Source organism: Lacrimispora sp. (genome assembly GCF_031982545.1).
In the GTDB taxonomy this organism is placed as follows: Bacteria; Bacillota; Clostridia; order Lachnospirales; family Lachnospiraceae; genus Lacrimispora.
Window position 1 is genome coordinate 1 of the sequence record NZ_DALYXB010000005.1, and the last position, 13,458, is coordinate 13,458.

General features: G+C 44.0%; 13 protein-coding genes. 1 reads left to right on the forward strand and 12 read right to left on the reverse strand.

Going from position 1 to position 13,458, the window contains the following annotated elements:
- Positions 1-56: 56 nt before the first annotated feature.
- The 7 genes from guaB to ABS301_RS09460 all read right to left on the reverse strand — a co-directional run bounded on the left by guaB (position 57) and on the right by ABS301_RS09460 (position 8,462).
- Positions 57-1,511, reverse strand: coding sequence for an IMP dehydrogenase (gene guaB, locus ABS301_RS09430; protein WP_349671988.1), 1,455 nt, complete (start codon positions 1,509-1,511; stop codon positions 57-59).
- 313 nt (positions 1,512-1,824) lie between these two features.
- The gene (gene treC, locus ABS301_RS09435; RefSeq protein ID WP_349671989.1) at positions 1,825-3,477 is read right to left on the reverse strand and encodes an alpha,alpha-phosphotrehalase; all 1,653 of its coding nucleotides are present in this window, start codon (positions 3,475-3,477) and stop codon (positions 1,825-1,827) included.
- A 3-nt stretch (positions 3,478-3,480) separates the two neighbouring features.
- Entirely contained in the window at positions 3,481-4,887 is a 1,407-nt protein-coding gene (treP, locus tag ABS301_RS09440; RefSeq protein ID WP_349671990.1) for a PTS system trehalose-specific EIIBC component, read from the reverse strand.
- Positions 4,888-5,021: 134 nt separating this feature from the next.
- Entirely contained in the window at positions 5,022-5,735 is a 714-nt protein-coding gene (treR, locus tag ABS301_RS09445) for a trehalose operon repressor (RefSeq protein ID WP_349671991.1), read from the reverse strand.
- Positions 5,736-5,892: 157 nt separating this feature from the next.
- Positions 5,893-6,402 carry a DUF6106 family protein gene (locus tag ABS301_RS09450; protein ID WP_349671992.1) on the reverse strand — a complete coding sequence of 170 codons (510 nt, stop codon included), beginning with the start codon at positions 6,400-6,402 and terminating at the stop codon, positions 5,893-5,895.
- Positions 6,403-6,454: 52 nt separating this feature from the next.
- Positions 6,455-8,074: a chaperonin GroEL gene (gene groL, locus ABS301_RS09455; RefSeq protein ID WP_349671993.1), complete on the reverse strand. Its 1,620-nt coding sequence runs from the start codon at positions 8,072-8,074 to the stop codon at positions 6,455-6,457.
- 97 nt (positions 8,075-8,171) lie between these two features.
- Entirely contained in the window at positions 8,172-8,462 is a 291-nt protein-coding gene (locus ABS301_RS09460) for a co-chaperone GroES (protein WP_097005136.1), read from the reverse strand.
- Between the two features lie 266 nt (positions 8,463-8,728).
- Here ABS301_RS09460 and ABS301_RS09465 point away from each other — a divergent pair, with 266 nt between their 5' ends.
- Positions 8,729-9,280, forward strand: coding sequence for a hypothetical protein (locus tag ABS301_RS09465; protein WP_349671994.1), 552 nt, complete (start codon positions 8,729-8,731; stop codon positions 9,278-9,280).
- An 87-nt stretch (positions 9,281-9,367) separates the two neighbouring features.
- Here ABS301_RS09465 and bioB read toward each other — a convergent pair whose 3' ends face one another.
- The 5 genes from bioB to rhaM all read right to left on the reverse strand — a co-directional run bounded on the left by bioB (position 9,368) and on the right by rhaM (position 13,434).
- Complete coding sequence (bioB, locus tag ABS301_RS09470) at positions 9,368-10,324, reverse strand: biotin synthase BioB (RefSeq protein WP_349671995.1); 957 nt, start codon at positions 10,322-10,324, stop codon at positions 9,368-9,370.
- A gap of 24 nt (positions 10,325-10,348) precedes the next feature.
- Positions 10,349-10,891, reverse strand: coding sequence for a biotin transporter BioY (locus tag ABS301_RS09475; protein ID WP_349671996.1), 543 nt, complete (start codon positions 10,889-10,891; stop codon positions 10,349-10,351).
- A 115-nt stretch (positions 10,892-11,006) separates the two neighbouring features.
- Entirely contained in the window at positions 11,007-11,834 is an 828-nt protein-coding gene (rhaD, locus tag ABS301_RS09480) for a rhamnulose-1-phosphate aldolase (protein ID WP_349671997.1), read from the reverse strand.
- Positions 11,835-11,846: 12 nt separating this feature from the next.
- Entirely contained in the window at positions 11,847-13,097 is a 1,251-nt protein-coding gene (locus ABS301_RS09485; protein WP_349671998.1) for an L-rhamnose isomerase, read from the reverse strand.
- A gap of 22 nt (positions 13,098-13,119) precedes the next feature.
- Positions 13,120-13,434: an L-rhamnose mutarotase gene (rhaM, locus tag ABS301_RS09490; RefSeq protein ID WP_104436530.1), complete on the reverse strand. Its 315-nt coding sequence runs from the start codon at positions 13,432-13,434 to the stop codon at positions 13,120-13,122.
- Positions 13,435-13,458: the final 24 nt, after the last annotated feature.

A 13,458-nucleotide genomic window follows, 5' to 3' on the forward strand; every position in this document is an offset into this window, starting at 1 on the left:
TCGCTCAGAAGAAGATCCTCCTTTTTCGTAGAGACTTATTTCACAGCCCCTTTTTATTATTCGTCAATGCTGTAGTTGGGTGCTTCTTTTGTTATATGAATGTCATGAGGATGACTTTCTTTTAAGGAAGCAGCTGAGATCTTAACAAATCTGCCTGTTTCCTGAAGGGTCTTAATATCCTTTGATCCGCAATATCCCATACCGGAACGGAGACCGCCAAGCATCTGGAATACCGTATCCTCTACCATGCCTTTATATGCAACCCGGCCTTCCACGCCTTCCGGAACCAGCTTTTTCGCATCTGTCTGGAAATAACGGTCCTTGCTGCCGTTCTCCATGGCAGCGATAGATCCCATACCGCGGTATACCTTATACTTTCTTCCCTGATACAGTTCGAAAGTTCCCGGGCTTTCATCACAGCCTGCAAACATGCTTCCCATCATACAGACACTTCCGCCTGCTGCAATGGCCTTTGTCAAGTCTCCTGAGTATTTGATTCCTCCGTCTGCAATGATGGGAACCCCATGTTCCTTTGCTACACTGTAGCAGTCCATAACTGCTGAAATCTGCGGTACACCGATTCCTGCAACCACACGGGTGGTACAGATGGAACCAGGTCCGATTCCCACCTTAACTGCATCAACTCCTGCTTCGATAAGAGCCTTAGTTGCTTCACCTGTCGCTACATTACCGGCAATGACAGAAAGGTTTGGATAGGCTTCCTTGATCATTCTGACGCAGTTGATTACATTCTCTGAATGTCCGTGGGCAGAGTCAAGAACCACAGCATCTACCTTCGCTTCCACAAGGGCAGCCACGCGATCCAGAACGTTGGCGGTAATTCCAACTGCTGCTCCGCACAAAAGCCTTCCCTGTCCATCTTTTGCAGACAATGGATATTTGATCTGCTTTTCTATATCTTTGATGGTAATAAGACCTTTTAAGTTAAATTCTTCATCTACGATGGGCAGCTTCTCGACTCTTGCCTTGGCAAGAATCTTCTTTGCTTCCATAAGAGTAATTCCTTCTCTTGCTGTCACCAGATTCTCAGAAGTCATGCTTTCTTTGATCTTCCTGCTAAAGTCCTCTTCGAACTTTAAATCACGGTTGGTGATAATACCGACTAATTTTTTTCCCTCTGTGATCGGTACGCCGGAAATACGGAACTTAGCCATCAGCTCGTCCGCATCTTTTAATGTATGTTCCGGGGAAAGATAGAATGGATCCGTTATGACGCCGTTTTCTGACCTCTTAACCTTATCAACCTCTTCTGCCTGTTCTTCAATCGACATGTTCTTGTGAATAATGCCGATGCCACCCTGTCTTGCCATGGCAATTGCCATGCGGTGTTCGGTTACGGTGTCCATTCCTGCACTCATAAGTGGAATGTTCAGCTTGATGGTTTTTGTAAGGTTGGTCGATAAATCAACCTGATTGGGTATTACGTCTGAATAAGCTGGAACTAACAGCACATCATCAAATGTAATGCCTTCGCCAATAATTGTACCCATTATTTTCCTCTCCTTCGCTTAATTTTATACTTTTTAAAATAAACATTTTTGCTTATTAGTTAAATAGTTTAGCAAACTTTGCTTTGGTTGTCAACGGACATTTTCCTGTTTTTTTCCGCCCTCTGTGGACAGTAAAATGAACATTTCTAATAAATAATCACTTAACCAGGTCCACTGCTCCGGCTTTAAGCCTGGCAGTCTTCAGGTGCATAAAAAAAGACCGGCAGGAATTCACTTCTGCTGATTACAGCGATGAATTCTGTACGATCTTTTCTGCAATGCCAGAACACGTCATGTTAAATGCCTCACCGGATCATCCTCTCCGGTGCAGAATAACTGCTCCAAAGGGCTCCAGCGTCACCCTGTCCCCAAAGATTTTTATACTTTCATAATTGGACAGCAATACCTCCCAGTCACCCAGATCTTCTTTTTGCTTCACCGTCTGCTCCTGCCCGGTGAAGTTGGCAAATACCAGCAGCTTTTCTCCATACAAAGCCCTTTTATAGGACATGATACCCCGATTATCCACAAGAACCGGTTCATAGCTCCCGTCGCTGATGATATCATACTGCTTTCTCAATTCCACCAGCTTCTGATAATAGGTAAAGATGGAATCAGGATCAGAAAGGCTCTCTTTTACATTGATCTCCCGGCAGTTTTTATTGACAATCATCCACGGCGTTCCGGATGTAAATCCGCCATTTTCCGTTCCGTCCCACTGCATGGGGGTTCTGGCATTGTCCCTGGACCGTTCCTTAAGTATCCGGTAGATATCCTCTTCCTTCTGCCCCTGCTCCTTTAAAATATCAAAATAGTTAAGACTTTCCACATCCCGGTACTGGGAAATATCCGTGAAACAGGCATTGGTCATACCGATTTCTTCTCCCTGGTAGATAAAGGGCGTACCTCTCATCCCGTGAATCACCGTAGCCAGCATCTTGGCGGACTGCTTCCTGTAGATTCCGTCATCACCGAACCGGGATACCGCTCTCGGCTGGTCGTGATTGCACCAGAATACTGCATTCCACCCGTTTCCCCCGGCAATGCCCTCCTGCCAAGTGTGGAAGATCTTTTTCAGCCGCCCAAAGTCATAGGGCATTAAGGACCATTTATCTCCGTCCTTATAATCCACTTTCAAATGATGGAAGTTAAAGCACATCTTCAGCTGCTTTTCTTTTGGGTCTGTATAACGAATACAATGGTCTATGGTGGTGGAAGACATTTCCCCTACTGTGACCACATCTTCTGCATCAAGCCCGGTATCCTCCACGATTTCCCGCAGAAACTCATGAATCCGGGGACCGTCCGTGTAGAAACGGCGTCCGTCCCCCTCCTCGTCATCTTCAAAAACAGTTGGCTTGGAGACCAGATTGATGACATCAAACCGGAAGCCCCTGATTCCTTTCTCTTTCCAGAAACGGATTACATTTTTTATTTCTTCCCGCACGTCCCGGTTCTCCCAGTTTAAATCCGCCTGGGTCACATCATATAAGTGCAGATAATACTTTCCCAGCTCTTCCACGTACTCCCATGCATTTCCCCCGAACTTGGACTGCCAGTTGGTGGGCGGACTGCCCGCCGTTCCATTCTGAAAGAAATAGTAATCCTGATATTTCTTCTCACCGGCAAGAGCCCGTTGAAACCACTCATGTCTCGTAGAAGTGTGGTTGAAAACCATGTCAAGCATGAGCCTCATATCCCGGTCTTTTGCCTCGGAGATTAAGCGATCCAAATCCTCCATGGTTCCGAATAAGGGATCGATCCGGCAGTAATCCTCAATATCATAGCCGTTATCATTCTGAGGCGATAGGAAAAATGGAGTGAGCCAGAGGTAATCCACACCCAGCTTTTTTAAATAATCCAGCTTTTCAATAATGCCCTTTAAATCCCCGATTCCGTCTCCGTCTATATCCATAAAGGATTTGGGATATATCTGATAAACACATGATTTTTTAAAATTCTGCATTTACTAAATTCCTTTCTTTTTGCCCACAATGACAGTCAGCCCAAAGGGTACTGCAATCGCAATCAGCATGCAGATGGCGAAGATTCCCATATACTGAGGCTGAATGGACAGAATTCCCGGAATGCCGCCCACTCCGATGGAATTAGCCATAACGTTCATTCCAACGGAAACGGTTGCCGCAATGGCAGAGCCGATCATCGCGGAAAGGAAGGGGAATCCCCTCTTTAAGTTCACGCCGAACATCGCGGGCTCAGTCACCCCTAAATAACAGGAGATGCAGGCTGGAATAGAAATCTGCTTTGATTCCTCATCCTTTTTCTGTAAATAAATCATACCCAGTACTGCAGAGCCCTGCGCAATGTTGGACAAAGCGATCATTGGCCACAGCATGGTTCCGCCGAACTCCGCCATGAGCTGGAGATCGATGGCATTTGTCATGTGATGCAGCCCTGTGATGACAAGGGGCGCATAGACGAAGCCGAATAAGGTAGCAAACAGCCAGCGGAAGCTAGAAGTAAGTCCTGCATAAACCACCTTTGATATAGCGGAACCAATGGCCCAGCCAATAGGTCCTACTACCGCATGGGCGGCAATCACTGCCAGAAGCAGGGAACAGAACGGAACAACAATCATAGAAATGGCCTGAGGAGTGATCTTCTTAAAGAACCTCTCCAGATAAACCAGTACAAAGCCTGCTAAAATTGCCGGAATAACCTGAGCCTGATAACCGATCATTCTCATTTTTACAAAACCAAAATCCCAAACCGGTATCTCTACGCCCGGCGCCATGGCATAGGCGTTCAAAAGCTGGGGAGATACTAAGGTGAGACCGAGAACGATTCCCAGGATCTGGGTGGTTCCCATCTTTCTCGTCACGGACCATGTGATACCAACTGGAAGGAAATGGAAGATGGCCTCGCCTAAGAGCCAGAGAAAGCTGTAAACCCCGGCCCAGAACTGGGAAACAGCCACCAAAGTCTCTGTCCCGCCGTTCATGAATTTAATTTCACCGATAATATTCCGAAAGCCCAGGATGAGACCCCCTACGATAATGGCGGGAATCAGGGGCGCGAATATTTCCGCTATATCTGCTACCACTCTCTGCAGCGCGTTCATGTTGCCCTTGGCTTCCTTCTTCACTTCGTCCTTTGATACACCTTCAATTCCTGAAATCGCTGCAAATTCATTGTAAAAAATCTGTACGTCGTTTCCAATGATGACCTGAAACTGCCCAGCCTGTGTAAAGGTACCCTTAACGCTTTTCAATGCTTCGATCTTCTGCGTATCAGCCTTTGAAGGATCTGACAGCACAAAACGCATTCTGGTCATACAGTGAGTCACAGCCCCTATATTCCCCTTACCTCCGACGAGGTCCAAAAGCTGCCTGGAATCATCTTCATATTTCCCCATATCCATACTCCTTTTCAATATGTTTTTAAAATAGTTGCAACTTGTATGTTATTATTGTGTTTTGACTATAACATATACGTATATCTTTGTCAACATATATGAAGAAATATATTCCTGCCTTTGGATCAATCTTCTTACAGCTTCCTTCGGGCGAAATCCACAAACTTAAACTTGTCCGGCCTGTGGCGGGATTCGGTAAACTGAAACAGGGTGGAATCCTCCAGATAGGTATAACTCTTCACCACCACGATCATATCGTAGCTTCCCATATCCAGCAGGCGGTAATCCTCATCTGTAGCCATGTGTACCGTAATTTCCTTCATGGCAAATCCGATTTTCAGGCCAAGCTCCTTTTCCAGATATTCGTAAACAGAATCCTGAGCCGCACGAAGAGGCAGATTTTCCACCACCTTCCGTGAAAAATAATCCTTGTCAATAATGATCTTCTCTCCCTCGATCTCCCTGACTCTCTCAAGCAAAAACGCCTCATCCTCCGGTCCGATCTGTAGGGCCGCCATCAGCTTCTTATCTCCCTTGACAATTTCTAAATTTTCCACAATGGTATTGGGTTTAGAAGCAGAAAACCGGTAGATTTCCTTAAAGCTTGCGATTTCGGATACAGGGAAATTAAACTTGTTCTTGTCCAGAACCTCCGCCGCTTTTCCTCTGGCTTTTTGGATATAACCGTCCTGAACCAGAAGTTCCAGAGCCTTGCGCACCGTATCCCGGGAAGCGCCGTAAGCCTCCATCAGCTCGCCCTCCGCCGGAAGCTTATCTCCTGGCTCATATTCCCGCCTGTCAATCTTATCTAAAAGCAGCTTATAAAGATGCCTGTATTTACTTTCCATAATTGTTTAACCTCCATTTTACCGGGTTTATTTTTATATTTCTGATAAGTATTGATTTCATTGTAACATATACGTATATGTCAGTCAAATAAAAGAACTTTCCCATAAAGCAAAAAAAAGAATCAGGCGGCGTGGTTAAACCGTCTGATTCCTGTTATTACATCTGAGTTACAACTTTGCGTGGTGCAGTCATCTTCATACAGCGGAGCAGCTTGTCGTTTGGTTCAAAAATAATCTTCGTCCGTTCTGAACCAGACTGGCTAATCAGTGTATAAGTCTTAGCATCAGGTGTTTTGGAAGAGAAATCCAGTACTTTCATGGTGCCTGATTCGTGATCTCTGGCTTCTGTAGAACCGGTAGGTGCTACAATCTGAATTTCCTCCATCGATCCTTCCCAGCCTTTCTTACGCTTGCTTTTGCCGTAAATTCTGTCTATGGACAAGGTATTGGTCACGAACAGATACTCATATTCCACATCACTGTTTCGGAATACGACGTAGGTTGCCGCTCCGGCAACAAACAAAATTATCACTCCAAAGATACCGAAAACCGGAGAGATGGACAGGAAAAATGCAATTACACATAGAATTCCCATCACAATTTTCAGTAACATGGTATAAGCCGGAGACTTCCTCTTTACAAGCCATTCTGCATACATTTCATTCATAATAATACTGGATCCTTTCTCATACCTGCAAGGCGTCTCTTCTGTATAAATCTTACATCATATCCATTCCGCCCGGGGCCGGCATTGCAGGTGCTTTTTCCTTAATATTAGCAACAACAGACTCTGTTGTCAATAAGGTGGACGCAACACTGGTCGCATTCTGAAGTGCACTTCTTGTTACCTTGGTAGGATCAAGAATACCTGCATCAACCATGTCTACGTAAGCTTCTTTGTATGCATCAAAGCCTGTGCCTACCTTTGCTTCTTTTACTTTATTGATGATGACGCTTCCTTCCAGTCCTGCATTGGCTGCAATGTGGAATAATGGTGCCTCAAGAGCCTTTAAGATGATCTTTCCGCCTGTCTTCTCATCGCCTTCCAGCTCACTCACAAGACCTTCGATCTCAGTAATTGCATGTACATAAGCAGAACCGCCGCCTGCGATTACGCCTTCTTCTACTGCTGCTCTTGCTGCAGCTAATGCATCTTCCATACGAAGCTTCGCTTCTTTCATCTCAGTCTCTGTTGCAGCACCAACACGGATTACTGCCACACCACCAGATAATTTAGCAAGTCTTTCCTGTAATTTTTCTTTATCAAACTCAGAAGTTGTTTCTTCGATCTGGCTCTTAATCTGACCAATTCTTGCATCAATGGCAGCTTTATCACCGTATCCGTCAACAACAATAGTAACTTCTTTCTGAATCTTAACTGATTTTGCACGGCCTAACTGATCAAGAGTTGCATTCTTTAATTCGTAGCCCAGTTCTTCAGAAATGACTGTACCGCCTGTTAAAACTGCGATATCCTGTAACATCTCTTTTCTTCTGTCGCCGTAGCCAGGAGCTTTCACACCAACTACATTAAAGGTTCCTCTTAATTTATTAACGATCAGAGTTGTCAATGCTTCGCCTTCAATATCTTCTGCGATGATAAGAAGTCTTGCACCGGACTGAACAACCTGCTCTAATAATGGAAGAATCTCCTGGATGCTGGAAATCTTCTTGTCAGTAATAAGAATATATGGATCGTCAAGATTTGCTTCCATCTTCTCCATATCGGTGCACATATAAGCGGAAATGTATCCTCTGTCAAATTGCATACCTTCTACAAGGTCCAGCTCTGTCTTCATGGTCTTGGACTCTTCAATGGTGATGACGCCGTTGTTGGAAACCTTCTCCATAGCGTCAGCTACCATCTCACCAACTACATCATCTGCTGCTGAGATTGCTGCTACTCTTGCGATCTCCGCTTTTCCTTTAATCGGCTCGCTCATCTTGGCAATTGCTTCAATTGCCGCTTCAGTTGCCTTTCTCATACCCTTTCTTAAAACGATCGGGTTGGCACCAGCTGCCAGGTTCTTCATTCCTTCATTGATCATGGCCTGAGCCAGTACAGTTGCTGTTGTGGTACCGTCACCGGCAACATCATTGGTTTTGGTAGCAACTTCCTTTACAAGCTGTGCACCCATGTTCTCAAATGCATCTTCCAGCTCAATCTCTTTTGCAATGGTAACACCATCGTTGGTAATTAACGGTGCTCCGAATGATTTATCAAGTACAACGTTTCTTCCTTTCGGACCTAAGGTTACACGAACGGTATCTGCTAACTGATTCACTCCTGATTCAAGTGCTTTTCTGGCTTCTACGCCATATTTAATCTGCTTTGCCATGATTCATTCCTCCAGTTTAAAGTTTAATTTGTGATCTTATATAAGGAAATCACACCTTTTTATCAAAATCTGCTGTTACCTGCCGGTACTGCGTTTATTATTCAATTACTGCCAGAATATCGCTCTGTTTTACAATTACATACTTCTCGTCGTCTTCTCCGGTTTCGATCTCTGTTCCTGAATATTTGGAGAAGATTACTTTATCGCCTGTTTTCACCTGCATGGAAACTTCCTTACCATCCACAAGACCGCCAGGTCCTACTGCGATGACTTCCGCCTGCTGTGGCTTTTCTTTTGCCTGACCCGGCAGAACGATACCGGACTTTGTTGTCTCCTCTGCAACCAATGGTTTTAACACAACTTTGTCAAATAATGGTACTAATTTCATTGCAATTCCTCCTCATAACCTTCTTATTATTTCTTTCTGATTGGCCTTTAGAAAGAAGTTATATTTTATTCACATAATATGTTATATCACTCATTATTAGCACTGTCAATAGTTGAGTGCTAACTTTATATTTTTTTTACAAATTTACCATATTTAAACGGATTGAGCCGTTACTTACATAGTTTATAGAAATTTTCTTATTATATACCTTTATTTTTTTCCGGGTAAGTATTACAATAGGTAAGAGAATGAAAGGAGTGTTTAAAATGGCAAAAAGAGGTAATGGTTTTGGGAAATTCGTGGCACTTGCCACTATCGCCGGTGCTGTTGCCGCCGGCATCTCTTATTTTACAAAATACAAATCCTTCCATAAGGAGCTGGAAGAAAACTTCCATGATTTTGAAGATGACGGGAATGATGACATTTCCAAAATTGACAGTACGATGAACCGCAACTACGTTTCCCTTCATGCAAACAAGGATGAGCTGAAGACAGCAGCCTCCGATATGGCAGATGCAGCAAAAGACGCAGCGAATGCGGCTAAAAATATGATGAAGGATGCGGCTACCATTGTCAGTGATACAGCTAAGGAAGCAGCTTCCGCAGTGGCTGACACAGCCAGAGATATGTTTGATTCTGCTATGGAGAAGGAAGATATGGATGAGGAAGATATGGATATTACCGAAGACGGCGGTCTTGATTATTCCGCTTCTGAATCCGGACAACCTGCTGCTGAGGCACCAGAAGATAACACAGATTCCGAAGCTTTAGAATCTTCAGATGATACCACCACCATAGTGGAAGATGAATTACAATAAATATTCTGCTGAATGCAGGAAAGAGGAGCAGATCCCGGAAGATGCGTTTCGGAATCTGCTCCTTTAATTGTGATTCTTATATAAACGTTAAGGCTCAATGGAATATTCAAACCCGGCTTCTTCAATTATTTTTATGGTGCTGTCAATGCTTTCCCCGCCTGCAGTAAGGTATCCGGAAGCAAATACAGAATCAACCGCATAAAACATCCATTTTTCTTTTCCTTTTAAATAAAGTTCCCTTCCAGCCGCACACCGGATATCTGATTCAGGATTTAAAAGTCTGGACAGACAAAGTACTTTTAAACAGTATTCAGAGGTGAGAATGGCTGTACTCTGATGTTCCAGCGCCGTACCTTTTATGGGTATCAGAAAATTAATGGGAACAGCTTTCGGACTCAAATCCCGAATCTCAAACAGCATGTCCACCACATCTTCCGGCTTCTCACCCAATCCCACGATTCCGCCGCAGCAAAGTTCAAACCCCATCTCTTTCAGCATCTGAATATTGGCAATCCGCTGCTCATAGGTGTGGGTCGTGCAGATATTGGGATAATAGTTTCTGCCTGTATTTAAATTATGGTTGATTCTGTCCACACCGGCTTCTTTTAAGATCATCGCCTGCTCTTTTGTAAGAAATCCGATGGAACAGCAGACCGGAGTATCGCTTTCTTTCTTCAGATTCTTAATCTCATTGGCAAATGCAACAATCTCCTGATCAGAAAAACGGATTCCGCTTAATCCGATGCAATGCCTCGCCAGCTTCTTTTCTCTAACCAGATAACCGTCTTGTAAAAGCTTCTCACTGGTGATCAGTTCATAGGTATCAATGTCTGTTTTCGCTTGTCCGGACTGGGCGCAGTAAGCGCAGTTCTGAGAACAGTTGCCGCTGCGGGCATTGGTAAGCAGATGGATACTCACCATATTTCCTTTATGCTTCTTTCGTAATGCATATGCCTCTTCAAGAAGTTTCGGAAGTTCTTCATCCGGCATCAGAAGAATGGACCTGGCATCTTCCTTTGTAAGATTTATGTACGGATCTGTCATTTTCTGTCCTCCTTTTATTCCTCATTACCACTGCAGAGTTCTTTGAATTACAGAATATAACCGGCGGACTAAAACAATAGTAATGCATGACTTTAATAAATCACCCGGCAGAAATGGAATTACGCAAAGACTAAGTGCTGCGGTAAAAGAGGTGTGGGTAATATAGGAAAACCACAGGGTTCCAAATGCGTAAGTAACCAGCCAGCCGGCCAGAATGGACAAGGCAAGGGTTTTAACCGTGCGCTTTCCAAAACGCTCCAAAACCCAGCCGGTCACATAAGCTGATACTATATAACCGATGATATATCCTCCCGTAGGACCCGCTATCCTGGTCAGCCCGCCGTTAAATCCGGAAAATACCGGAAGACCTGCTGCTCCCATTAAAACAAAGGTAAGCTGGCTTAGTGCCCCCAGCCTTGATCCCAGTAACCCCGCTGCAAGAAAGGTAGAAAGATGAGCGAAATTGACGGGTACCGGTCCGATGGGTATGGTAATTTGAGACAGAATTGCAGTCAGAGATGCAAACAAAGCACATAACGTAATTTCTTTTGTTTTTAAACTTTTCATGAAAAATCCCCCTGTAGAATGATGTCATTTTTCATCATTATACAAAGGGATTTTTGTATTGTCAACCAAATTGTTGTTTCAGGTTAACATTTCGTCATTCTATTATATGAACACTTTATTTTTCGTAAAGAAACTCTTCCGGCAGTGTAACTTTAAAATCACGGGCAAGATCTTTAAAGTTCTGTGGTGTAATTGTCTGAAGTTTATCCGGACGTATGGATAGTACCTTTACCAGAATCTCCGCTGATTTTTCAACCGTATGCATTAATCCAAAGGTTAAGTCAAAGTCTTCACCGGAAGCAAAGAGGCCATGATGGGCCCATACTGCCACGTCATATTTCTTCATTAGCTCACTGGTGGCAACTGCGATATCCCGTCCGCCTGGTACCATCCAGCCAACCACACCAACGCCACTTGGGAAAACAACGGGACATTCGGTAGCCATCTCCCATAACTCTCTTGTAAATACACGATCTTCCAATGGCAGCACAAAGGTTAATGCAATTACATTGGCGGGATGAGCATGGTAAATGACCCGGTGCAGACCATTGGTTGCAATCTTCTTCACTTCATGATTCATTAAATGGGAAGGCAGCTCACTGGTAGGGCGTCCTCCGTTTACAAGTCCCCAGCAGATCCGGTAATTTTCACCGGATTCGTCGATTTCTATGATACAGGTATTGGCAGCCGGATCTAAAATCACATTGCGAAAATATTTTCCGCTTCCTGTGACCATAAAATATTCCCCTGCCAGATCCTTTACCGTTGTTCCGATGGGCTGCCAGGAAGTGTTTTGATCTAATTCTTCCTTTACAGACTCTACTTCTTCTGCCTTAATCCGGTAGCTTAAATTGCCTCCGTTTCTTTCATGCCAGTTCTGATTAAATCCATCGTCACACAGACGGATAAAGCCTTTTACAAATTCTGCATCTAATATCTTCATGTTTCTTCTCCTCTATTTGCGGTCTGCCAGCACTTCTTTTTCATATGCGGTAATCTGGCTGAACCAGTCTTCTTTTGCAGGTACTCCGTTTAACTCACAGAAATAATTCCATACATCACCAATTGGATAGAGCTTTAACTCTTCCTGAAGCATCATAAGCTCTGTAAAATTACGGGATTCCTGTAAAGCAGCCAGTTTCTCATTGGGAAGCAGAAGGGCGTTCAAAAGAGCTTTCTGCATGTTTCTCATTCCTATTACCCAGGCGCTTAAACGGTTGATACTGGCATCAAAAAAGTCCAGAGCCAAAAGGACACGGTCTGCTCCGCCACGAACGATCTCTTTTGCGATCTCTTTCGTCTCATCGTCAAACAGTACCACATGGTCACTGTCCCAGCGAACTGGTCTGGTTACATGAAGTGCTACTTTATCAAAAAACAGAAGCATGGAAGAGATCTTATCAGAAACTACCTCCGTCGGATGATAATGTCCGCTGTCCAACAGGCAGAGAATATCATTCTTTGATGCATAGTTCATATAAAATTCATGGGATCCTACGGTACAGCTTTCCATACCAATGCCAAATACCTTTGATTCTACTGCAACAAATACCTTAGACTTATCGTAATCCATGGAAAGAATCTGGTCAAGGGAATCTTTTAATCTTGCTCTCGGTGAGGTACGGTCGGCAGGAATGTCCTTAAATCCGTCTGGAATCCAGATATTCATGGTACAGGGTGTACCTAACTCTTCGGCAAAATACTGGGAAATACGGATGCACGCCTGTACATGGCGGATCCAGAATGCCCTTATTTCAGGATCTTCGCTTGATAAGGTGGCATGCTCTGCTTTTGAATGGGAAAATAAGGTAGGATTAAAATCAATGCCGATTCCTCTCTCTTTCGCAAATTCCACCCATTTTGCAAAATGCTTTGGCTCCAGCTCATCCCGGTCAGCCCATTCTCCCTCTTCAAAGACTGCGTAGCTTGCATGAAGATTGATTCTGTGTTTTCCAGGAATCAGGCTCAGCGCCTTGTCCATATCTGCCATCAGTTCTTTGGGATTGCGTGCCCGTCCCGGATAATTTCCGGTAGTCTGGATTCCACCTGATAATGCTCCTGCTCCATCAAATCCGGTTACGTCATCACCCTGCCAGCAGTGCATGGAGATCGGGATCTGTTTCAGTGCAAGAAGTACCTGGTCTGTATCAACGCCTACTGCTTTATATGATTCCCTCGCTGCTTCATATCTTTCTTTGATTGTCATATTTATTTCTTCCTTTCTTTTTTCAATCTAAATGAAATACCGGTTTTAACCCGTCTGAAACAGGGCTGTTATCCGGATTTGTTTTCATAATATCCGCCATATAGTCCCACCATTTCCGGTTAATGGGGGTATCTGCAGATTTTGCCCATTTCTCTTCCTCTTCTATCTCGATATATCCATAAAGCACATTGGTTTCTTCATCTAAAAATATGGAATAATTATGTCCGCCGCATTCATGAATCATTTCTTTCATTTCCGGCCAAAGCAGGTTGTGACGTCTCTCATATTCCTCCGCCATTCCTTCATTTAGATACATTTTAAATGATTTTCTGATCATATAGCTCCTCTCCCATCCACAGCC